General features: G+C 73.2%; 15 protein-coding genes. 8 read left to right on the top strand and 7 right to left on the bottom strand.

The features are described from left to right. Positions 1-122 precede the first annotated feature (122 nt). Both QSK31_RS00595 and QSK31_RS00590 read right to left on the bottom strand, forming a co-directional pair. Positions 123-3,071 carry an FtsX-like permease family protein gene (locus QSK31_RS00595; protein ID WP_285679915.1) on the bottom strand — a complete coding sequence of 983 codons (2,949 nt, stop codon included), beginning with the start codon at positions 3,069-3,071 and terminating at the stop codon, positions 123-125. Then, complete coding sequence (locus tag QSK31_RS00590) at positions 3,068-6,052, bottom strand: FtsX-like permease family protein (protein WP_285679913.1); 2,985 nt, start codon at positions 6,050-6,052, stop codon at positions 3,068-3,070. Before QSK31_RS00590 ends, QSK31_RS00595 begins: the two co-directional genes overlap by 4 nt. A gap of 102 nt (positions 6,053-6,154) precedes the next feature. On the opposite strand from QSK31_RS00590, the gene QSK31_RS00585 reads away from it, so the two are divergent. Then, the gene (locus QSK31_RS00585) at positions 6,155-6,895 is read left to right on the top strand and encodes an esterase family protein (RefSeq protein WP_285679911.1); all 741 of its coding nucleotides are present in this window, start codon (positions 6,155-6,157) and stop codon (positions 6,893-6,895) included. 135 nt (positions 6,896-7,030) lie between these two features. Here the strand turns inward: QSK31_RS00585 and QSK31_RS00580 are convergent, their stop codons facing one another. Genes QSK31_RS00580 through QSK31_RS00570 form a run of 3 tightly spaced genes read right to left on the bottom strand, consistent with a single transcriptional unit; the run spans position 7,031 to position 10,466 of the window. Then, the gene (locus QSK31_RS00580) at positions 7,031-7,924 is read right to left on the bottom strand and encodes a carbohydrate ABC transporter permease (protein ID WP_285679909.1); all 894 of its coding nucleotides are present in this window, start codon (positions 7,922-7,924) and stop codon (positions 7,031-7,033) included. Next, positions 7,921-8,802, bottom strand: coding sequence for an ABC transporter permease (locus QSK31_RS00575; RefSeq protein ID WP_285679907.1), 882 nt, complete (start codon positions 8,800-8,802; stop codon positions 7,921-7,923). The genes QSK31_RS00580 and QSK31_RS00575 overlap by 4 nt, the downstream gene beginning before the upstream one ends. Before the next feature lie 23 nt (positions 8,803-8,825). Continuing rightward, a complete protein-coding gene (locus QSK31_RS00570) occupies positions 8,826-10,466 on the bottom strand; it encodes an extracellular solute-binding protein (RefSeq protein WP_285679905.1) in 1,641 nt (546 codons plus the stop codon). A gap of 107 nt (positions 10,467-10,573) precedes the next feature. Here QSK31_RS00570 and QSK31_RS00565 point away from each other — a divergent pair, with 107 nt between their 5' ends. The 6 genes from QSK31_RS00565 to QSK31_RS00540 all read left to right on the top strand — a co-directional run bounded on the left by QSK31_RS00565 (position 10,574) and on the right by QSK31_RS00540 (position 20,135). Continuing rightward, positions 10,574-11,788 carry an ROK family transcriptional regulator gene (locus QSK31_RS00565; protein ID WP_285679903.1) on the top strand — a complete coding sequence of 405 codons (1,215 nt, stop codon included), beginning with the start codon at positions 10,574-10,576 and terminating at the stop codon, positions 11,786-11,788. 226 nt (positions 11,789-12,014) lie between these two features. Next, entirely contained in the window at positions 12,015-14,726 is a 2,712-nt protein-coding gene (locus QSK31_RS00560) for a glycoside hydrolase family 3 protein (protein WP_285679901.1), read from the top strand. Positions 14,727-14,728: 2 nt separating this feature from the next. After that, positions 14,729-15,757: a LacI family DNA-binding transcriptional regulator gene (locus QSK31_RS00555; RefSeq protein ID WP_285680449.1), complete on the top strand. Its 1,029-nt coding sequence runs from the start codon at positions 14,729-14,731 to the stop codon at positions 15,755-15,757. A gap of 68 nt (positions 15,758-15,825) precedes the next feature. After that, a complete protein-coding gene (locus tag QSK31_RS00550) occupies positions 15,826-17,436 on the top strand; it encodes a DUF4331 domain-containing protein (RefSeq protein WP_285679899.1) in 1,611 nt (536 codons plus the stop codon). A 9-nt stretch (positions 17,437-17,445) separates the two neighbouring features. Further along, positions 17,446-18,747 (top strand): tetratricopeptide repeat protein, encoded by a 1,302-nt coding sequence (locus QSK31_RS00545; RefSeq protein ID WP_285679897.1) that lies wholly within the window; start codon positions 17,446-17,448, stop codon positions 18,745-18,747. Next, positions 18,744-20,135, top strand: coding sequence for a hypothetical protein (locus QSK31_RS00540; RefSeq protein ID WP_285679896.1), 1,392 nt, complete (start codon positions 18,744-18,746; stop codon positions 20,133-20,135). The genes QSK31_RS00545 and QSK31_RS00540 overlap by 4 nt, the downstream gene beginning before the upstream one ends. A 177-nt stretch (positions 20,136-20,312) precedes the next feature. Here QSK31_RS00540 and QSK31_RS00535 read toward each other — a convergent pair whose 3' ends face one another. Both QSK31_RS00535 and QSK31_RS00530 read right to left on the bottom strand, forming a co-directional pair. Continuing rightward, positions 20,313-20,612 carry a CU044_2847 family protein gene (locus QSK31_RS00535; protein WP_285680448.1) on the bottom strand — a complete coding sequence of 100 codons (300 nt, stop codon included), beginning with the start codon at positions 20,610-20,612 and terminating at the stop codon, positions 20,313-20,315. Between the two features lie 163 nt (positions 20,613-20,775). After that, the gene (locus QSK31_RS00530; RefSeq protein WP_285679891.1) at positions 20,776-21,267 is read right to left on the bottom strand and encodes a S1 family peptidase; all 492 of its coding nucleotides are present in this window, start codon (positions 21,265-21,267) and stop codon (positions 20,776-20,778) included. Positions 21,268-21,432: 165 nt separating this feature from the next. Here QSK31_RS00530 and QSK31_RS00525 point away from each other — a divergent pair, with 165 nt between their 5' ends. After that, on the top strand, positions 21,433-22,110 hold the full coding sequence (locus QSK31_RS00525) for a 4a-hydroxytetrahydrobiopterin dehydratase family protein (protein WP_285680446.1): 678 nt from the start codon (positions 21,433-21,435) through the stop codon (positions 22,108-22,110). The last annotated feature ends 240 nt before the right edge of the window (positions 22,111-22,350 follow it).

Genomic DNA, 22,350 nt, shown 5'->3' with positions numbered 1-22,350 from the left:
GCGGCGCCCATGCCGTCCAGCACGACGCAGGAGGCCGCCGCGCCCGGCATCTCGGCCGGCGGGACCGGCAGGGTTCGTCGCCGCCGCCGGCACGCGCACTTGGCTGATCCACGAGACACGACCTAACGCACCGCGGCGAGGGTGCGGCGACCCGTCAGCCAGGCCACGGCCGCCAAAGCGCAACCCGCGACCACGGTGACGACGGCCAGGACCCACGGGCGCGGCCAGCCGGGCAGCGGGAGGGGCGGCGGCGAGATGCCGGACAGCGGCAGCGCCCAGCCGGTCACCCACCAGGTGAGCAACGCGATCGCCAGGCCGGCCACCACCGCCGCGGCGACCAGGGCCGGGTAGGTCCACAGGGTCGCCTGCCGCAAGGCGCGCCGGGACAGGCCCTGCGCCCGCAACGCGGTCAGATCCTCCACCCGGCGCGGGCGGTCGACTGCGGCGGCCAGCACCAGCGCGCCCGCGGCCAGCCCGGCGGCCAGCACCGCGATGATCACGGCGAAGATCAGGGCCAGGGCGGGGCCCTGCTCGTCCAGCGACCGCTGCACGTCGGATGCGCGCACGTCGCCGGTGACCACCAGGCCGGCGGCGGAGAGCCGGTCCAGGACGTCGCCGGGCGCCTTCGCGTTGAGCCACACCTGGTTGAAGGCGCTGGGGCCGCCGTCGAGGGCGAGCCGGGCGGCGTAGTCCAGGTCGATCATCGTGGCGGGAGTGCCGACGCCGGGCAGGGCGCCCAGGTGGGCGATCGGGGTGATCGGGACCGGGCGGCCGTCGACGCCGGGGATCGGGTCGTCGTTGCCGTCGCCGGCGACCACCGCGGGCAGCGCCGCGGGGGTGGACACCGGCTGCAGGAACAGCGAGTCCTGGATGCCGTTGACCGCGGTCAGGTCGATCGTGCCGTCGGGGCGGACAGCGGCCGGCGAGTTGGCCCGCCAGGCGGCCGCCCGGGGCGAGTTCAGCGTCACCGTGCCGACGATGTCGCGGTTGCCGTCGCCCTCGGTGATCCGGATCGCCTGGACCCGGCAGCCCTTCTCGCAGACGTCGACGTCCAGGGCGTACGTGTGCCGGCCGGGCTTCAGGTCGCCGAGCGGGAGGATCGCGTCGCCGGCCGGCGAACCGACCACGATGCCGACGGTCACCAGCTTGTCGGGGTTGAGGCCGGTCGCGGTCAGGTCCACCGACACCTTGGCGTCGGGGAAGGTGAGCGGCGCGGGCGCCTCCGGCTTCAGCGCCTTCCCGGCCGCTTCGACGTCGCCGGCCGGCCAGTTCGCGACCGCGGCGAGGCGGGTGGAGTCGACCGCCAGCCCGGCGGGTTTGCCCGGGTCGGTGATCATGCGGACCGCGGCCATCGCGTACGCGCCGTCAGGGTCCGCCTTGTCGACCGCGGCGAGCAGCGCCTGCCGTCCGACCGGTTGCACCGACACCACCCGGGCGGCGCCGGTGCCGAGGTCGGCCTGCACGGTGCGGCTGCGCGCGGCGGCGTCCACCGCGCAGGCGGCGAACCCGGCGACGGCGACCGCGGCCACCAGCAGCGTGAAGATGCGCGTGGCGCCGGGGCGGCGGGACAGCTGGAAGCCGGCGAGCGCCAGGCCGGGGCGGCCGCGGCCGAGCTGGCGGGCGGCGTACCGGGTGACGACGGGCAGCACGGCCCGGGCGGCGAGCTGGGACAGTGCCACCGCGACCAGGGCGCTGGCGAACGTACCCACGCCTGTCAGCGTGCCGCCGGTGACGAAGAGCTGGACCGCCGCGAGGACCGCGAGCACCGCGACAGCGGCCTGGAGCGCGATCGCGCCGATCGCGCGCCGCACCACCGGGGCGCGGCGCAGCAGCTCGGTGACCGGGCTGAACAGCTGGCGCCATTCGGCCAGGACCGCGGTGATCAGGGCGGCCAGGGCGGCCACCGGCGCCCAGCGGAGCGAGTCCAGGCCGGCGTCGGCGCCCACGCCGGGGAACCGGACCGCGGCGATCGCGTTGACCAGCAGCTGCGCGGCGATGCACCCGGCGATCGCGCCGGCCAGCACGGCCACCAGGTTCTCGCCGGTGGCCAGCCACCAGCGCTGACCCCAGCGGGCGCCGCGCAGCGCGACGACGGCCAGCTCGGGGCGGCGGCCCTCGGTGCCGTAGCCGACCGCGAGGAAGATGGTGAGGCAGCTGAGCAGGATCAGCGCGACCGCGGGCACCGGCACGATCAGATGCGCCGCCTCGCGGCCCTGGTCGATCCGGGCGAGCAGGTCGGGGATGCCGGTCTTCAGCTTGATGTCGGCGGTGCTCAGGGCGGCGACCTGGGCCTGGAGCGCGGCGAGGGCGCTCTGCACGGCGGGCAGCCGGTCCACCCCCAGGGCGTCCGGCTCGGCGATGCCGTCCACGGTGAGCTGGGTGGTGCCGTGGTCCATCGCGGTGATCGTCGAGTCCAGCACGAACCCGGGCTCGTCGGGCGCGCCGACGTAGCTGGCGAAGTAGGCGTTGCCGCCCCAGTACGGCGCGTCCGGCTCGGGCACCCGGTAGATGCCGGCGACCAGCAACGGCTTCTTCACGCCGTCGGCCGCGTAGAACGTGTCGCCGTCCGCGCGGACGAGCACCGCGAACGCCATCACGATGGACTGCCCGGGTTTGATGCCGAGGCGTTTCGCGGTGCGCTCGCCGATCACGATGTCGCCCTCGCCGGACAGGCAGCGGCCGTCGATGATCTGCAGGTGCGCGCAGGCGTTCTGGCGGTACACGAACTGGGTGCGCCGGGTGATGTCCGGCTCGATGCCGACGGCCGGGAACTCGGCCGCCGACACGTACGAGAACCCGGGCAGCCCGAGCAGCGCGCTGCGGGTGTCCTCGAGGCTCTGCTGCCGGGGGGCGCCGACCAGGGCGCGCTGGTCGGGCTGGTCCTGGGTGAGGGTGAACGTCCTGAGGATGCCGGGCGCCACCTCGACCTGCCCGGCGGCGACGGCCCGGTCGGTGGCACGCAGCCACGCCGGACCCGCCACCGCGGCGGCCACCCCGAGCATGGTGAGCAGGGCGACCGTGAGGGCCTGGCCGCGGCGGCTCCACAGCATGGCGAGAACGAGCCCGATCATCGCAGGCCTCCCCGCACCTTGCGGGCCAGCGGGCGGGCGGACAGCACGCCGGTGATCGCGAGCGTGGCGGTGGCGGCGAACGCGGCGACGCCGAGGGCGGTCCAGCCGAGCGGTCCGGGTGGTGGCACCACCCGCCACCCGTCGCCGAACGGTGGCGCGGCCAGGTCCACGATGGGCACCGTCAGTTTCGCGGCCAGCAGCCCGGCGATCAGGCCCACCACGACCAGCGCGGCGATGCCCAGATATCCGGCGGCCACCGCGCTGGGCTCCGACAGGCCCTGCACGCGCAGCGAGCGGAGCTGGGCGGCGTACGCGTCGCGGTCGGACGCCGCGGTGACGGCGACCGCGCCGGCGGCCAGCAGCAGAGCGATGATCACGGTCAGCAGCCCGAACCGGGCGGCCGCCGCGCCGCCCTGCGCGGCCAGCTGCTCCTCGCGGCCGGCCGTGGTCCGGTCCGCCACGACGGTCAGCCCGGCGTCGCGGAGCCGGTCCAGGACGGTGTCCGGCGCGCCGGGAGCCAGCCACACCTGGTAGGCGCCGACCAGGTTGGCGTCGGCCGCGGTACGCCGGGCCGTGTCCAGGTCGACCATCATCCCGGCGTTGCCCAGCACCGGCAGCACGGGCACGTCGGCGACCACGGTCACCGGGTTCTCCCCGGCTCCGAAGCGCGGGCTGGACGAGTCGTCGAAGCGCCACTCCTGGGGCTGCGGCCCGGCCAGCACCACCGGCAGCGGGCGGGCCACCTCGGCCGCGTACACCCGGTCGCCGGCGGTCTGACCGCGCGTGTCCCCGGCGGTCATCGTCAGCCTGCCCCCGGTCGTGCTCAGTTCGAGCGCCACGCCGGTGATGTCGGTGAACCAGCGCTTCACGTCGCCGAGCTGCTCGGGTCCGAGGATCTGCCGGTCCGGCCCGAGCTGGCGCAGGCCCTCGATGACGACCGGGCCGGGCGTGGGCTTGCCGGTCTCGGTGATCGGGGTGGACAGCTGGAAGCGGACGAACCGGCAGCCCGGCGCGACGGCGCACGCCGGCACCCGGGCGGTCACGCTCCGCTCCCCCGGCTGGACGTTGTCGAATTTCGCCTCCACGGTGGCGCCGTCCTTCTCCTGCTGCATCGTCACGGTGAGCAGGGCGGGCAGCGGGCGGCCGTTGCGCAGCCGCAGCTCGAGCCGGTCGCCGGTGATCAACGGCAGGGGCGCCGGCGGGCGGGCGCCGGCGATCGCGGCGGGCAGCGCGGTCTCCGGCCCGAACTCGGCGCGCCAGCCCGCCACGGCCGCGAGCCGGGAGCTGTCCACGGCCAGGATGGGCGGGTTGCTGTTGAGGTCGACCAGGGCGGCCATCGCCGTACGCCCGTCCGGATCCGCCGCTCGCACGGCGGCGAGGAACTCCGTGGTGCTGCCCGCGCCGACGGTCAGCACCCGTTGGGCGCCCAGCTCGACGCCGGCCCGGTCGACCCGGTCCCGGTCGGCCGCGGCCAGGCTGCCCGCGCCCAGGGCGAGCATCGCGACCGCGGTCGCGACCAGCACGAACACCCGGTCGGCGGCGGGCTGCCGGGACACCTGCACGGCGGCCAGGCCGGAGCGCAGGCGGCCCTGGCGGACGGCCAGGCCACCGGCCCACCCGGTGACCGAGCGCAGCAGCCGGGCCAGCACGAGGGCGATCGCGAGCGCGGTCAGGCCGGGGGCGACCACGCCGAGGCCGGTCGGCCGGTCGCCGCTGCGCGCCTGGTAGATCGCCGCGGCGGCGAGCGCGAGCAGGATCAGGTCGAGGATGTCGGCGGCCCGGCCGCGGCGTTTCGCGGCGGCCCGGCGCAGCAGGGTGGCGATCGGCAGGCGCAGCATGACCGCGTCCACCGCGACCATCACCAGCATGGCGACGAGCAGCACGACGACGACGGCGGCCAGGGTGCCGAGCAGGGCCAGCCACAGCTCGGAGCGGACCGGGAGGCCGCCGGCGAGCCGCCAGCCGGCCAGGAAGCCGATCGGCACCCCGGCGAGCACGCCGGCGGCCAGGGGCGGCAGGTGCTGGCCGGAGATCATCCGGAGCATCCCGCCGCGGGTGTTGCCGCGCAGCTTGAGCAGGCCGGCGTCGTCCCGGCGGGCGGGCAGCGAGGCCCGCCCGGCCAGGCCGAGCGCCGCCCAGCCGAGCACCAGCACCTGGCCGAGCGCGACGAGCACACCCAGCAGCACCGAGGTGCGGTCGTCGCCGACCTGCCGGAGCAGATCGCGGGTCGGGTCGGTGACCTCGACGCCGTCGGCGATCAGCTCGGGCCGCGCCGCGTTCACCACCCGGCGCAGGCTGTAGCCGTTGTCGCCGCGCAGCAGCGGCTCGGGCACCTCGATGTCGGTGACGAAGACCGGGGTGGCGAGCTGCTGGGCGTTGAAGCTCTCCAGCACCGTGAAGATCGGGTCGAGGCTGGCCTGGGCGCGGTAGGCGGGGTTGGCCCAGTAGGCGCTGGCCGGGTCGTCGAGCTCGTAGACGGCGGTGACCCGGAGCGGCACCGGGTCGGCGCCGGGCGACTGCCGGACCGGGATCGGGTCGCCGGGCGCGAGCTTGAGGCGCTTGGCGGTCTGGCCGCTGATCGCGGCGTCCGCGGCGGCGGCCGGGCAGGCGCCGGTGAGCCGCACGTGCCCGCAGAAGTCGTCGCGGTAGGCGACCGGGATCGCTGAGGAGGCGGCGTTGAGAGCGTTGGACCGGTAGACCATCGGCCGGGTGGCGCCGAGCAGCGGAGTGGCGCCGGTGATCGTGAGCCGGTCGCTGACGGAGCGGCCGAACCCGGTCAGGCCGGCCCGGGCGTCCCCGCCCTCGACGGTGCCCTGCCGCTGCATCGACAGCACCCGCTGCGCGGCCGGGGCGGCGGCCACGTCGGCGGCGGCCACCCGCGAGGCGACGGTCAGGCCGTACCAGGGGCCGGCCACCGCGGCGGTGGTCAGGAGTCCGGCGAGGACGAGCAGCATGAGCGACTGGGCGGCCCGAGCCCGCACCGCTCCCAGGATCACCGTGTCCAACCCGACCCCCGTCGATCAACATCAGTCTCCGCCGTGACCGTACTCGCTCCGGCGTGATCGGCATGGTACGACGTGACCATGCGGCACTACGTTACGGATCTGACAACACCGGCCGGGGTGACCGGGACGGTCGCCGTCTACGGTCACTACGGGCGGCCGGTGCTGGCGTTTCCCAGCGAGGGCGGCTATCCCGCCGAGTTCGCCGAGCGCGGCATGGTCGGCGCGGTCGAGTCCCTGATCGAGGCCGGGCGGGTGAAGCTGTACTGCGTCGGGTCGTTCGACGCGGGCACCTGGTCGGCCGGTCATCTGTCGCTGGAGGACCGGGCGCGGGCGCACGGGCACTACGAGTCGTGGATCCTGGACGCGGTGGTGCCGCACATCGGGGCGGACTCGGGCGGCGCGGCGGAGCTGATCGGTCTGGGCTGCTCGCTCGGCGCCTTCCACGCGCTGAACTTCGCCTTCAAGCGGGCCGACCTGTTTCCGCTGGCGCTCTGCTTCTCCGGCAACTACGACCCGCGAACCTGGCGCGGCTGGGGCGAGCAGGGCGACGCGCTGTACTTCAACAATCCGGCCGACTACGTCGCCAACCTGCACGGCGACCATCTGGACTGGCTGCGCGACCGGCTGTCCCTGCTGCTGGTCTGCGGGCAGGGGCAGTGGGAGGACACCACCGGCTCGCTGGCGGCGACCCGGCACATGGCGGGGCTGCTGGCGGCGAAGGGAATCCGGCACGAGCTGGACCTGTGGGGTCATGACGTGCCGCACGACTGGCCGTCCTGGCGGGCTCAGCTGGCCCACCATCTGCCCCGCTTCGTGTAGCGGATGCTCTCGGTCCTGAGTTGACTTCACCGCGTGAATCACGGCCTCTCCGGCCGCCACCCGCACCCCGGCCACCTCGGGCGCCTCCTCGGTGTGGTCGAGCAGCCAGAGCCGATCCCCGCGGCGGCCGGTCTGTCAGCCCTTGACCGCGCCGACGAGCACGCCGCGCGTGAAGTGACGCTGGATGAACGGGTAGACGAGCGCGATGGGCACCACGGTGACCACCACGACCGCCATCTTGACCGCCAGTGTGGGCGGCAGCGCGGTGCCGGCCGCGACGCCCGAGGTCTGCGGCGCCTGACCGGCCAGGATGAAGCTCTGCAGCACCCGCTGGATCGGGAACTTGTCGTTGTCGTCGATGTAGAGCAGAGCCGAGAACCACACGTTCCAGTAGCCGACCGCGTAGAACAGGCCGACCACCGCGACCACCGCCTTGGACAGCGGCAGCACGATCCGCCACAGGATCCGGAACTCCCCCGCGCCGTCGATCCGCGCGCTGTCCAGCAGCTCCCCCGGCAGGCTCTGGAAGAACGCCCGGACCACCACCAGGTTGAAGACGCTGACCGCGCTGGGCAGCACCAGCGACCAGAGGCTGTCCTTCAGGCCCAGACCGGTGACCACCAGGTAGCTGGGCACCATGCCGGGATAGACGAGGAAGGTCATCAGGAAGTAGAAGAGCAGGAAACGGTGGCCCAGCGAGCCGGGCCGGGACAGGCCGTACGCCGCCAGCACGGTGACCACCAGGCTCACCGCGGTGCCCAGCAGGGTGACGGTCGCGCTCACCGCGAGGGCGCGGGTGATCTGGCCTCCGGCAAAGATGATCTCGTACGCCGAGAGATCGACGCCGCGCGGCACCACCACGAGCCCGCCCGCCGCGGTGATCGTCTCCCGGGACGACAGGCTGGTCACCAGCACCACCCACAGCGGCACGAGCACGGCCAGCACCACACCGGTCAGCACCGTGCCCTTGCCGGCCCGGCCGGCGACCGTCGGCTTCTCCTGCCACGCCGGTCTGGACACTCTGGTCATGATCTGCGGTACACCCCCGATTCGCCGAGCGCGTGGGCGAGCCGGTTGGCCAGCAGGATCAGGATCAGGCCGACGGCCGCCTTGAACAGCCCGGCCGCCGCGCCCAGCCCGTAATCGGCGGTCACGATCGACTGGTGGTAGACGTACGTGTCGAGCACCTCGGCCGCCTGTCTGCCGACCGCGTCGCGTTGCAGCAGGAACTGTTCGAAGCCCACGGTCAGCGCGTCGCCCAGCCGCAGGATGAGCAGCAGCACGATGACCGGCCGCAGCCCCGGCAGCGTGATGTGCCACGTCCGCCGCCACCGGCCGGCGCCGTCCACCGCGGACGCCTCGTACAGGTCGGTGTCGATCGTGCTCAGCGCCGCGAGGAAGACGATCGTGCCCCAGCCCACGTCCTTCCAGACCGCCTCGGCGGTGACCAGCACGATGAACGTGTCCGGGTTGGACATGATCTCCGGCGGCGTGATGCCCGCGTCCCGCAGCTCCTGCGACAGCAGCCCGGCGCCGCCGAGCATCTGCACGAAGAACGTCACCACCAGCACCCAGCTGAAGAAGTGCGGCAGGTAGACGACGGTCTGCACGAAGCTCTTCACCCGCTTGGACATCACGCTGTGCAGCAGGAGAGCCAGCGCGATCGGCAACGGGAAGAAGAACACCAGCTGGAACGCGGTGATCGACAAGGTGTTGACCACCGCGTCCCAGAACGCCGGGTCGGCGAACAGGATCCGGAAGTTCTCCAGGCCGATGAACGGGCTGCCGATCAGCGCCGACAGGGCGCTGTCGCCGTAGTAGGGGTTGTAGTCCTGGAAGGCCACCACGTTGCCGAGCACCGGCAGGTAGTGGAAGACCAGCAGGAGAAGGAACCCCGGCGCGACCATGACCAGGAACGGCCAGTCGCGTCTCAGCGACCCGCGTCGGCGAGCGCCCGGCCCATCAGCTCGCGAGCCTCGTCGCCACCGGCGGCGCGCCACTCCTTGACGATCGCGTCCAGATCGCTGAACGGGCGCCTGCCCCGCACCAGATCCGTGAACTTGTCCTGGAACGGCGTCATCCCCGACTTGTAGCGCGCCGGCATCTCCAGCTTCAGTCCGTCCCACGGGTCCTTCTCCAGGTATTTGACGGTCTGGTTGGAGTAGCCGAGCATCTCCGGCACGTACTTCGGGGTCTGCGGGGTCGGCTGGATCACCGGCCGCCGCCCGCTGATGAAGAAGTACTGGTTGGCGATCTCCTTGAAGCCCAGGTCCGTCTTGACCGGGCCGGTCGCGGTCCTGGTGTGGTGCTTGCCCTCCACGCCGAACTCGCGCAGCTGGAACTCGGTGGTCCCGAACGGCGCCGAACACCAGTTGATCACCCGGAGGATCTCCTCGACCCGCTCCTTGGGCAGGCCCTTCTTGAGGAACGTGTACGAGATCGGCTCGTCGTCGCCCCAGGCGAGGGGGTCGCCGCCGGTCGCCGGGAACAGCGGCAGCGGCTGCACGTCGAAGCCCGGGGTGACGTTCTGCTGCTCGGCCTGCATCGGCTGCCACGCGCCCATGCCGTCCTGGGTGATCAGCAGCTTGCCGCTCTGGAACAGCTGCTTCATGTCGGCGCCGCGGCTGGCCACGATGTCCGGGTGGACCAGGCCCTCGCGGTAGAGCTTGGCCATGAACTCGGCGGCCGCCTTGAACTCCGGCGTCTCGTACTTGAACTCCGGCGTGCCGTCCGGCCGCCGTCGCCAGCCGTCCTTGGCGCCGGGCGACTTGAAGTACATCTGGATCATCGCGAACACGTCGCTGAACGCCCACACGCCCTGCCTCGGCTTGGTGATCTCCTTGCCGGCGCGGTACAGCTCGTCGATCGTCGCCGGCGGCTTCACGCCCAGCTTGGTGAACAGGTCCCGCCGGTAGAACATCACCCACGGGAACGGTCCGTCGGTCGGGTTCGGCACCGCCATCAGCTTCTCGTTCCAGCAGGAGTTGCGCCAGGCGCCCGCCGGGAACGTCGCCAGCATCGGGTACGGCGCGACCTCGGCACCCCGCAGGTGCGGCGTGAGGTCCTCGAAGAGCGCGTTCACCGCGTCGCCGAACCGGGCCAGCTTGGACACCTCCCACTGCGGGACGCAGAGCAGATCAGGCACGTCCCGGGCGCCGAGCAGCGCGCCGATCTTGTCGGCGTACGAGGTGCCGTCCTGGACGCTGAACTCGACCGGCACGCCCAGCTCGTCGTTGACCGCGACCAGGTACGAGTTGTTGCGGCCGGCCGGTGGCGCCGGGCCCCAGACCGGGGTGATCCCGCGGATCGCCGCGCCGCCACGGCCCGGTTTCTCGCTGATCGCGTCGGTCAGCGAGGCCGGGAACCTCGTGTAGCCGTCGGCCACCGGCCGGGTGCCGATCACGTCCGGCGGCGGGATGCCCAGGTTGACGTCGCGCGCCTCCGGTATCAGCGCGGAGAGCTTGTCGAGCTGCTGCGTGGCGCCGCCGCGGGTGCTCTTCTCCCCGCAGCCGGTGAGCAGCCCGCCGCCGGCGATCGCGGCGATGGTCAATAACGTCCGGCGCGATGTCACGGCGGCCCCTCGGGTTTAGTTTGGCTTGTAGCCAAACAAAGTAGCCGCCGGTAATAGAGTGGACAAGGGTCGGCGATCCCCGATGCGGCATGATGAGCGTGGTCTTTGTGAAAACGGACGGGAGCGATGTGATCTCGAGCCTCACCGATGTGCGGGCGACCAACCTCGCGGCGGTGCTCCGGCACGTGCGCACGCACGCGCCCTGCTCCCGGACCGACATCGCCGCCGCCACCGGGTTGAACAAGGCGACCATCACCAGCCTCGTCGGCGAGCTCCTCGACCGTCGCCTGCTGCGCGAGACCGGGCCGGCCGGCAACCGGATCGGGCGGCCCGCCTCGCTGCTCAGCCTCGAGGCCCGCCCGTACGCGGCCGTCGGCATCTCGGTGGCGGCCGACCATCTGACGGCGGTCGCGCTGGACCTCGACGGCGAACGGCTCCTCTCGTGGAGGCGCGCCTTCCCCGGCCTCGGCCCCTCCTCCCCCGGCCCCTCCTCCCCCGGCGGCTCTTACTCCGCCGGGCGGGCCGAAGCCGCCGTCGCCTCCCTTGCCGGGCGGGTCGCCGCCAAACTCACCGGGCAGGGGCGGCGGATCCTCGGGCTTGCCGTGGCCGTCCCCGGGGCGGTCGCCGACGACGACACGGTCCGGTTCGCGCCGCACCTGGGCTGGGCGGACCTCGACCTGCGCCCGGCTCTGGAGAAGGTGTTGCGCGGCCCCGGCTACGAGGTGGTCGTCGAGAACGACGCCAACCTCGCCGTGCTGGCCGAGCACCGGTTCGGCGCTCGGGCCGGCACCCCCGACCTCGTCGCGCTGCTCGGCGGGACCGAGGTGAGCGCCGGGATGATCGCCGGGGGCAGCCTGGTGCGCGGCGACCACGGTCTGGCGGGCCGGGTCGGTCACCTGCCGCTCGACCCGGACGGCCCGGCCTGCCGATGCGGGCGGCGGGGGTGCCTCGAGGCGTACGCCGGACTGCCCGCCCTGATCCGCGCGGGGCTGCCGGACGCCGAGGCGGACGGGCCGATCGAGGACTACGCGCCCGAGCTGGCCCGGCTGGCCGCCCTCGCCGGATCCGGGGACGTCACGGCGCTGGCCGCCCTGACCGAGGCCGGGCGGCGGCTCGGCCAGGCGGTGTCGATCCTGTCCGACCTGCTGGACCCGCGCGCGGTGGTTCTCGGCGGCACCTTCACGACGCTGGCGCGGTGGCTGGTGCCCGCGGTCGAGGCGGAGGCCAAGCTGACCGTCTCCACGATGGACCCGGCCGCCGTGGCCACCGGCGCCGCGGCCCTGGCCCTCGACCGCCTGGAGTCGGGCTCCCTGCCCACCTGACCCTCACTGCCTGCCTGGCCTTCACCGCCTGGCCTTCACCGCCCGCTCAGGTTTGAGGCCCGGGCGGGACTTAACCGTTTAAGAAAATATCGATCAACTCCTCTGTAAGCCTTGACCGGTGTCGATGGGTGATGCCAGCCTCGGAGGACTCCGTAACACGGATGTAACTGTGGGCGGAGTTTTCTTAACAGTCTTATCGAAGCGCTTCGACGAGGGGCGGCGCCGCATGGATGACCCGGTGGTGGGGACGTTCCGGGATCCTGGGCTGCCCGTCGGCGACCGGGTGGCTGATCTGCTGTCGCGGCTCACGGTGGACGAGAAGATCGGGCTGCTGCATCAGCACCAGGCGGGCGTACCCCGGCTTGGTCTTGAAGCCTTCAGGACCGGCACCGAAGCGCTGCACGGGGTGGCGTGGCTCGGGGTCGCGACCGTGTTTCCGCAGGCCGTGGGGCTGGGCGCGACCTGGGATCCGGAGCTGGTGCGACGGGTCGGCGAAGCCGTCGGGACCGAGGTACGGGCGCTGCACCACAAGGAGCCGGAACGGGTCGGGCTCAACGTGTGGGCGCCGGTCGTCAATCCGTTGCGGGATCCGCGGTGGGGGCGCAACGAGGAGGGCTACTCGGAAGACCCGTGGCTGACCGGGGTGATGGGGACGGCCTATGCGCGGGGGCTCCGTGGCGACGACCCGCGAGTGCTGCGGACGGCACCTACCCTCAAGCACTTCCTCGGCTACAACAACGAGACCGACCGGTCGCGGACCTCCAGCGACCTGCCGCCTCGGGTGCTGCACGAGTACGAGCTGCCGGCCTTCCGGGCACCGCTCGAAGCCGGGGCCGCCGTCGCGATGATGGCGTCCTACAACCTGGTCAACGGGCGACCGGCCCACCTCAGCCCGCTCATCCGTTCGGCGCTGCCCGAGGTCATGGTGGTCGGCGATGCGGGCGCCGGCACCAACATCCACGCCGACCAGGGCTACCTGCCGGATCACGCGGCCGGCTTCGGCGCGGCGCTGCGAGCCGGGATCGACTGCTTCACCGAGGACGACGCCGATCCCTCGCCGACCGTCGCCCGGCTGACCGAGGCGCTCGACCGGGGGCTGATCTCCCCGTCGGACGTGGACGACGCCGCCCGTCGGATCCTCACCGTCCGGGTCCGGCTGGGTGAGTTCGACCCGCCCGGCGCTGATCCGTACGCCGCCACGACGGCCGGCGTCATCAACTGCTCGGCGCATCGAGCCCTGGCTCGCGAGGCCGCCCGTCGCAGCGTCGTGCTGCTGCGCAACGAGGGCGCGCTGCTGCCGCTGCCGTCCTCGGCCCGGGTCGCGGTGATCGGGCCGCTCGCCGGCACCGTGCTGACCGACTGGTACAGCGGCACCCTCCCCTATGCCGTCACCGTACGGGAGCGGCTGCCGGGCGCCACCCACGTGGAGGGCTGGGACCGGGTCGAGCTCCGCACGGCGGCGGGAGTGGCCGGTCGGTTCGACGTGCTCGACTGGGGTGGCGGGACGCTGACGTTCCGCGCGCCGGACGGCCACCTCCGGGCCCGGCCGGACGGAGAGCTCGTCGCCGACAGCGCCGGGCCGGGCGAGTGGGTCGTGCGGGAGACCTTCGAGGCCCGCTGCGACGGCGATCAGGTGCGGCTGCGCAACGTGGCCCTCGATCGGTGGGTCTCCGCCGGCTCCGACGGGGTTCTCCGCGCCGACGCGGCCACTCCCGACGAGGCCGCGGCCTTCACCGCCTCGCTGGTGGTGGACGGGCCGGCCGAGGCCGCCGCGGCCGCCCGCGACGCCGACGTGGCAGTCGTCGTGCTCGGCAACCATCCGATGGTCAACGGGCGGGAGACCGAGGACCGCGCGGATCTCGCGCTGCCGCCGGCCCAGGAGGCGCTGCTACGGGCGGTCCACGACGCCAACCCGAACACGGTGCTCGTGATCACCAGCAGCTACCCGTATGCCTTCGACGTCGACGTGCCGGCGGCGCTCTGGGCGGCGCACGGCGGGCAGGAGGGCGGTTCCGCGCTGGCCGAGATCCTGCTGGGCGACGCGGAGCCGACCGGGCGGCTCCCACAGACCTGGTACCGCGGGGTGGCGGATCTGCCCGATCTTCTGGACTACGACATCATCGGCGCGGAGGCCACCTACCTGTACTTCCGGGGCGAGCCGCTGTTTCCGTTCGGGCACGGGCTCGGCTACACGCGCTTCGAGCACCGCGACCTCCGGCTGAGGCCCGCGGAGAACGCGGACGGGCTCGTCGAGATATCGGTCGACGTCGTCAATGCCGGGGACCGGACCGGCGAGGACGTCGTCCAGCTCTACACCCGCCGTCGACGGTCCCGGGTGCGGCAACCGCTGAGGCAGCTGCGCGACTTCCGGCGGCTCCGCCTGGCGTCCGGCGAGCACGCGACCGTCACCTTCACCCTCGACGTCGAGGATCTCGCCTGCTACGACGTGGCCCGCGGGCGCATGGTCGCCGAACGTGGCCGCCACTCCATCATGATCGGCCGATCGAGCACCGACATCACCCGATCCGCCACCCTGTCGGTGCCGGGCGAGGACATCCCGGCCAGGGCCGGTCTGCTCACCGCCGCGACCAGGGACGAGGAGTACGGCACCCGTCTCGCCGACCAGACCCGGACCAGCGGGGACGTGGTGGAGGCCCGGACCCCGGACGCCTGGGTGTGCTTCGCCGGAGTCGGCCTCCGGCCCGGGATCACCGAGGCCCGCGTCAGCGCCGCCACCCCGGCCGGTGGCGCCCGTCTCGAGCTGCGGCTGGATGATCCGGCCGGGCCGCTCGTCGCCGAGACCGACATCCCCGCGACGGGTGACCCCTACGTCTACACCGAGGTGACCGTCCCGGCCGAGGCGCCGGCCGGGGTGCGGGATCTCTTCGTCATCCTCGCCACGCCGGGGATGCGCGTCAGCACGATCGAGTTGGCGTGACGATGCCGCCCCAGGGGAAACGCGCCGACATGGTGACCATCTCCGACGTCGCGCGGCATGCGGGCGTCGCGGTCAGCACCGTCTCCTACGTCCTGTCCGGCAAGCGGGCCATCTCCGCCACCACGCGACAACGGGTGCTGGCCAGCATCGGCGAGCTGGGCTACCACCCGCATGCGGGGGCGCGGGCGCTGGCCAGCCGGCGGGCGAACGTCATCGCCATGGTGCTGCCGCTGCGGACCGGGATGCACCTGCCCGTGCTCATGCAGCTGGTCACGGCGGTCGTCACCACGGCGCGGCAGGCCGATCACGACGTGCTGCTGATGACCGCCGACGAGGGGCCGGCCGGACTGCGGCGGATCGCGGCCAGCGCCATGGTGGACGGTGTGCTGGTCATGGACGTGGAGATGTCCGACGCGCGGGTGCCGGTGCTGCGGGAGCTGGGCCGGCCGAGCGTACTCATCGGGTTTCCCGCCGACCCGACCGGGCTGACCTGCGTCGACCTGGACTTTCACCTGGCGGGGGCGCGCTGCGCCGAACATCTGGCGCAGCTCGGGCACACCCGGATCGCGCTGCTGGGGGCGCCGCCGGTGGTCTACCAGCGGGACACCGGCTTCGCGCACCGGACGCGGGCCGGCTTCCTGGACGCGGCGAGACGGCTGCGGGTCGCGGCCACGGCACGGCCCTGCGGCGAGTCACCTGACGACGCGCGGGCCGCGGTGAAACAGCTGCTCGACGACGATCCGGGTGTCACGGGCGTGGTCGTGCACAACGAGGCGGCGCTCGCGCACATCGCCGCGGCTCTGCCGGACGCCGTGTCGGTGGTGGCCATCTGCCCGGACCAGGTCGCCGTGAGCGCGTGGCCGCCGCTGACCGCCGCGGTGCTGATCCCGGCCGAGGAGCTGGGACGGCAGGCCGTGTCACTGCTGATGCGCAAGCTGGACGGTCAGCCCGTACCCGAATCGACCTTGCTCGGCCCGAAAGCGTGGTTCGGAGCCGGAGCCTCCGTGGATGGGCGAGTGACGGGAAGTTGACCGAGACCGATCCGTAGCCGCCGCGGCGGCGAAGTCCTCGCGCAGGAACCACCTGGGGGAGGACCACCATGACCGACAGACGAAAGCGCACCGCCGCGGCGCTGGCCGCCACCGGCCTTCTACTGACCGGCACCGTGTTCACGCTCGGCCCGTCGGCGAGCACCGCGTCCAGTCACCGCGAGGCGCCGCTGATCGCCAGTGACCCGGCCGCCGACAACACCGACCTGTACGCCTTCGTCAGCCCGGACCGGCCGGGCTACGTGACCATGATCGCCAACTGGATCCCGTTCGAAGAGCCGAACGGCGGTCCGAACTTCTACCCGTTCGCCACCGACGCCGCGTACAAGATCAATGTGGACAGTGACGGCGACGCCAAACCGGACGCCGTGTTCCGCTGGACCTTCTCCAACGTCGACCGGCGCGGCGGCGGGACGTTCCTGTACAACAACGGCCCGGTCACCTCGCTGGACGACGAGAACCTGCTGTTCCGGCAGACCTACACGCTGGAGTCGTCGTTCGACGGGCAGCCGTTCAAGAAGCGGATCGTGGACGCGCCGGTCGCGCCGTCGTGGACCGGGGCCACCTCGATGCCGAACTACCAGGCACTACGCGACCAGGCCACCGTGCAGCTGCCCGGCGGCTGGAAGCTCTACGCCGGCCAGGCCGACGACCCGTTCTTCCTCGACCTGCGGGTCTTCGACCTGCTGTACGGCGGCGACCTCAGCGAGACCGGCCAGGACACCCTCGCCGGCTTCAACGTGAACACGATCGCGATCCAGGTCCCGTTCAAGGACGTGGCGATGCGCGGCGACGCCGGGCGCAACCCGGTGGTCGGCGTCTGGACCACCACCGAGCGCAACCGGGTCCGCATCACCGGCGACACCAGCCCCACGCTGAAGGGCGACCGGGTGCAGGTGTCGCGGCTGGGCAACCCGCTGGTCAACGAGGTGGTCATTCCGGCCGGGCTGAAGGACGCGTTCAACTCGCTGTCACCGGACAAGGACGCCGGCATCCCGGCGGTCGTGCGGCGCGTCACCGACCCGGAACTGCCCAAGCTGATCGAGGGCATCTACAAGATCCCGGCGCCGGCCACCCCACGCGACGACCTGGTGGAGATCTTCCTGACCGGCATCACCACCAAGGCGAAGGGCCCGATCAAGGCCGACCTGAACTCGCAGCTCAACAACAAGGACGTCAACCCGGACAGGTTCCGGCCGTCGGAAATGCTGCGGCTCAACCTGGGCGTGCCGGTCGCGGCCGTCCCCAACCGGCTCGGCGTGCTCGGCGGCGACCTGCAGGGCTTCCCGAACGGGCGCCGGCTCACCGACGACGCCGTGGACATCTCGCTGCAGGCCGTCGAGGGCGCGGCGCAGACCGGCAAGCTGGTCGACGCGCTGGCCGCCGGCGACAAGGTGGACGGCAACGACCAGCGGTTCGGCGCTTCGTTCCCGTACGTTGCCCTGCCGAACGTGGCCGCCGTGAACAGCGCTCGGCAGCCGGCGGTGAAGGCGGAGCCGCCGGCACCTGCCGCTTCCGCACCCGTCGCCCTGAAACCGGCCTCCGCGGATCAGGACACGGATCGGGACATGTGGCTGATCGTCGCCCTGAGCGTCGGCGCCGTCGCCGTCGTCCTCTTCCTGGTCACCCTCGCCTGGCTTCGCCGCCGGGCCCGCGTCTGAGGAGATGCCGTGCCTCACCTGCGGACCGTTTCGATCGTGTCGGTGACCGCCCTGGCCGTGTTCGCGGCCGGCGCGTTCCTCGGCCCGCGTGAGACGCCGCCGGTCGTCCGGTCGGCGGGCGCTGCTGCCGCAACGCCCGTCGACCGGCAGGCCCAGGCCATCGCCCGGGCTCAGGACCGGCTGCGCGAGCTGCCCCGCGACCACCAGACCTGGGCGGCGCTCGGCGTCGCCTACGTCGAGCGGGCCCGGGTCACCGCCGACCCGAGCCTCTACCCCCGGGCCGAGGGCGCGCTGAAGCGCTCGATGGCGGTGCGCCCGAACCCCGATGCGCTGGTCGGCCTGGGTGCGCTGGCCAACGCGCGCCACGACTTCGGCGCGGCCCGGACCTTCGCGCGTCGCGCTCTGCGATCCAACGCCTACGACGCCGATGCGTACGGCGTGCTGGCCGACGCCTCGACCCAGCTGGGTGACGCGGCCGGCGCCACGGCCGCGGTTCAGAAGATGCTGGACCTGCGGCCCGGACTGGCCGCGTACGCAAGGGCCTCCTATGACCTGGAACTTCGCGGCTCGCCGGAACGCGCGGAGACACTGATGCGCCAGGCGCTGGAGGCGGCGGCCGATCCCGCGGACATCGCCTTCTGCCGCAACCAGCTCGGCGACCTGGCCTGGAACCGCGGCGACCTCGACGGTGCGGCCTCGGAGTATGACGCCGGTCTGACAGCGCACCCGGACTATCAGCCGTTGCTGCGGGGCCGTTCGCGCGTGGCGGCGGCGCGGGGTTCCGTCTCGGCGGCGCTCACCGACGCGGCCAAGGTCGCCACCCGGACACCCACCCCCGACACCCTTCTCGAGTACGCCCAGCTGCTGCATTACGCCGGTATGACGGCGCAGGCGGACCGTAATCTGGATCTTGCCGACGCCGCGCACCGCGTCTTCCAGGCCAACGGCGGCACCGACGATCTGGCCGGCGCCCAGCTCGCCCTCGCGCGGGGTGACCATGCGACGGCCGTCCGGCTGGCCCGCGCCGAGTTCGCCCGGCGCCCCTTCCCGGACGTGGCCGACGCCCTGGCCCAAGCTCTCCACCAGTCCGGACAGGACAGGGAGGCTCTCCGGTACGCCCACCGCGCGGTGGCCGGGGCGCCGTCCTCAGCCGCGTACGCATGGCATCTCGCCCAGATCTCCCTGACGGTGGGTGACCGGACCACCGCGCGCGCCCATCTGCTCCGCGTGCGTGCCCTCAATCCCTGGTTCTCCCCTGCCGACGGGCCCACCGCCCGCCGCGCCCTGGCCGCCCTGGAGGCCCACCGATGAAACGCCCGCTGATCCCCCTGGCCGTAACAACCCTGGCCGTAGCGACCCTGAGCGTGCTGCTGCCCGCCGCGCCCGCGTCCGCGCACCCGCTGGGCAACTTCTCGGTCAACACCTACGCGGAGCTGACCGTGCACCCCGATCGCCTGGACGCGCTCGTGGCGGCCGACATCGCCGAGCTGCCCACGCTCCAGGATCCCCCCGCCACCTGCGACGAAGCCACCCGCGCCTTCACGGTCACCGCGGCCGGCTCCCCGGTCGTCTGGGCCGTGACGTCGTCCGCGCTGACCTACGCGGCCGGGGCGGGCGGCCTGCGGACCAGCCGTCTCGAGTGCCGTCTGACCGGTCCCGCCGCGCTCGGCGCCGTCGAGGTCGCCAACCGCTTCCGGGACGACCGGATCGGGTGGCGGGAGATGGTGGCGAACGCCGGACCCGGGGCGGCGTTGACCGGGTCGCCACTGCCGGTCGCCGGGATCAGCGACGAGCTGCGGACGTATCCGTCCGACCTGCTGACCACGCCACCGGACGTGCGGACGGCGTCGTTCAGCACGGCGGCCGGGACTGGCTCCGCGGCGGCTGCTCCCCCGGCCGCCAGTGGGCCGGGCTCACCGTCCGCGAGCGGTGGCCCACTGGCCGGCGCCGAACGGTACCTGCAGGATCTGGTCGGGGACCGGGAGATCACGCCGTGGGTCGGTATGGTCGGTGTGCTGCTGGCGCTGCTGCTGGGAGCCGGGCATGCCGCGCTGCCGGGGCACGGCAAGACGGTGATGGCGGCCTACCTCGCCGGGCGCCGCGGACGCCCGCGTGACGCGGTGGCCGTGGGCGCGACGGTGACGGTCACCCACACCGGTGGCGTGCTCGTACTCGGCTTGGTGCTGACGACCGTGGCGGGCATCGCGGGCGAGACGATCCTGGGCTACCTGGGTGTGGCGAGCGGGCTGATCGTCGCGACGATCGGGGCCGGCGCCCTGATCGGTGCCCTGCGCAAGCGGGCCACCGGCCACCGTCATCATTCCCACAACCACAACCACGACCACGACCACGGGCACGACCACGGACACAGCCACGGCCCGGGCAGGTGGAGCCTCGCCGGAATGGGCATCGCGGGCGGTCTGGTCCCGAGCCCGTCCGCGCTGATCGTGCTGCTCGGCGCGGCGGCGCTGGGCCGGACCGTCTTCGGCGTCCTGCTGGTCCTCGCCTACGGGGCGGGCATGGCGGCCACCCTGACCGCGGCCGGCCTGCTCCTGATCAGGATCCGCGACCGCCTCGAGGGCCGCCTCACCCACCTGCGCCGCTGGCGCACGGCCGTCCCGCCGATCACCGCCGCGCTGATCCTGATCGTCGGCGCCGGCCTGGTCGGCCGCGGCCTCGTCACCCTCACCCTCACCTGAGACGCGGCGCCGACCGGCCGCGGCCTCTCCGGAGACGCGGCGCCGACCAGCCGCGGCCCCTCCGGAGACGCGGCGCCGACCAGCCGCGGCCCCTCCGGAGACGCGGCGCCGACCAGCCGCGGCCCCTCCGGAGACGCGGCGCCGACCAGCCGCGGCCTCTCCGGAGACGCGGCGCCGTCAAGGCTTGCCGGCGGCGAGGTCGGTCCGGGCGAACGTGATCGTCACGTCGGTCGCCTCGGTGGAGGCCTTCGACAGGATGACACCGGCCTCGGCGGCCAGCGTGATGCCGAAGGCCTCCTCCACCTTGGCGACCTCCCAATCCCGCGCCGTGGGCAGGTCGCCCAGCCCGGCAGCCACCGAGGCGGCACCCGCCCGGATCGCGTCGCGGATGTCGTCGAGGCGGGCGGTCAGCAGCTCGCTGACGTTCGCACCCCAGCCGATCTCCCGCCCGGTGCCGGCGCCGGGCCGCCCGAGCAGGACGACGCGGGTCCGTTCCCGCTGGAATGCGGCGAGGTCGGCGACGGGCCGGCCGCTGTCCGGGTCGCGGCCGGGCGGATCGGGCGAGCACGTCCTGGATCGCGATGGCGTAGAGGACGTTGCCCGCCGGCGGCTTCTGCTGTCCCGACGCGACCTTCGTACGTCAGCGAAGCTGCTCGATCAGCACCCCGAGGACCGGCGGGGACTCCGTCAGTCCGAGCATCACCGGGCTGCCCGAATACCCCTGGTAGTCGCCGATCGCCTCGTGGGCGCGCAGCTGGACGACCCGGACGTCCCGCCCGCCGGACTTGCTGAACAGGCGCCTGCTGTCGATGACCTCGCCGGTCAGCCGCGGATCGTTGTCGCGCGGACGCGCGTCGACCTGCCACGCGAGCCGGTCGCGGACCCGGGCCGCGACGAACCCGTCGAGCTCCGCCCGCAGGTGCGGCACGGCGACGTCGATGTCCTCATCGGACTCGACCCGCTCGACGGGGAAGCCGCGGCCGTCCGGATGGACGAACACGATCGAGGACGGATCCCGGTCGCGGACGACATGCGCGGCGGTCAGCATGACGCGGCTGGAGCGCCCCGTCGCCGTGGCGATCGAGAACCCGCTGCCTGTGGGGCCTTTCGCGTGGACCCGCCCGACCGTCATCGTCCGACCCGTGATTCGCCGAGGCCCTCGGGCTCGCGCCCGTCTACCTGGGCCGGCATGCTCGCCGCCCGCCCGCCGGTCCATCGAGTATCGGACAGCTTCCCGAAGTGTCGTACCCGCGGGTTAGGTTTCGTCTGTCCGGTGTCGATCTTTGGAGGGGTGCGCATGGAACAGGCGCTGACCAGACTGGCGGCCTCGGAGGCCGTCGGCGAGCAGGGGTGGCGGTTTCTGCTGGGCACGCTGCGGACGTCGGTGACGGTCGCCTCGCTGGTTCAGGCGGCCGAGGTCGTGTCGCGCGCGGTGGCGGTCTGCGGCGATCATGCGGACGCTCATCTGGACGCCGACGTCCGGCCCGATCGGGTCGTCCTGACTCTGCAGTCGCGGGAGCAGTCGTGGGTGACCGGGCGCGACGTCGAGCTCGCCCACCGGGTCTCGTCCGTGGTGCAGGAGCTCGGGCTGCGGACCTCGCCGGAGATCGGCGCCGGCGCGGCGCGGTCGGTGCAGCTGATCGAGATCTGCATCGACGCGCTCGACATCGCCGCGATCCGGCCGTTCTGGGCCGCGGTGCTCGGTTACACGGAGGAGCACGGCGATCTCGCCGACCCGGTCGGTCAGGGGCCCGCGGTGTGGTTTCAGCAGATGGACGAGCCGCGCCCCCAGCGCAACCGCTTCCACGTCGACGTCTCGGTCCCGCACGACGAGGCGGCCCGGCGCATCGAGGCCACGCTTGCCGCCGGCGGCCGCCTGCTGTCCGACGCCCGAGCCCCGTCCTTCTGGGTGCTCGCCGACCCTGAGGGCAACGAGGCCTGCGTGACCACCTGGCAGGGCCGCGACCGGGAGTAGGCACGAACGGAACGGACAGCCATCTGGCGCGGGCGAGCCGGCACGCCGACGCGGACGGCGATCTGGCGCGGGCGAGCCGGCACGCCGACGCGGACGGGACGGTCAGGACAGGCGGGACGGTCAGGACAGGCGGGACGGTCAGGACAGGCGGGACGGTCAGGACAGGCGGGACGGTCAGGACAGGCGGGACGGTCAGGACAGGCGGGACGGTCAGGACAGGCGGGACGGTCAGGACAGGCG

This window comes from Actinoplanes sp. NBRC 103695 (genome assembly GCF_030269485.1).
GTDB lineage: Bacteria > Actinomycetota > Actinomycetes > Mycobacteriales > Micromonosporaceae > Actinoplanes.
The sequence above is the reverse complement of the archived record's forward strand: the minus strand, read 5'-3'. Positions and strand labels throughout refer to the sequence as shown.

Excerpts from the sequence above, each read along its gene's own strand:
- QSK31_RS00550 (WP_285679899.1), top strand. The coding sequence starts at position 15,826 with ATGACCGACAGACGAAAGCGCACCGCCGCGGCGCTGGCCGCCACCGGC.
- QSK31_RS00530 (WP_285679891.1), bottom strand. The coding sequence starts at position 21,267 with ATGACGGTCGGGCGGGTCCACGCGAAAGGCCCCACAGGCAGCGGGTTC.
- QSK31_RS00585 (WP_285679911.1), top strand. The coding sequence starts at position 6,155 with ATGCGGCACTACGTTACGGATCTGACAACACCGGCCGGGGTGACCGGG.
- QSK31_RS00560 (WP_285679901.1), top strand. The coding sequence starts at position 12,015 with ATGGATGACCCGGTGGTGGGGACGTTCCGGGATCCTGGGCTGCCCGTC.
- QSK31_RS00575 (WP_285679907.1), bottom strand. The coding sequence starts at position 8,802 with ATGGTCGCGCCGGGGTTCCTTCTCCTGCTGGTCTTCCACTACCTGCCG.
- QSK31_RS00540 (WP_285679896.1), top strand. The coding sequence starts at position 18,744 with ATGAAACGCCCGCTGATCCCCCTGGCCGTAACAACCCTGGCCGTAGCG.
- QSK31_RS00525 (WP_285680446.1), top strand. The coding sequence starts at position 21,433 with ATGGAACAGGCGCTGACCAGACTGGCGGCCTCGGAGGCCGTCGGCGAG.
- QSK31_RS00595 (WP_285679915.1), bottom strand. The coding sequence starts at position 3,071 with ATGATCGGGCTCGTTCTCGCCATGCTGTGGAGCCGCCGCGGCCAGGCC.
- QSK31_RS00555 (WP_285680449.1), top strand. The coding sequence starts at position 14,729 with ATGCCGCCCCAGGGGAAACGCGCCGACATGGTGACCATCTCCGACGTC.
- QSK31_RS00580 (WP_285679909.1), bottom strand. The coding sequence starts at position 7,924 with ATGACCAGAGTGTCCAGACCGGCGTGGCAGGAGAAGCCGACGGTCGCC.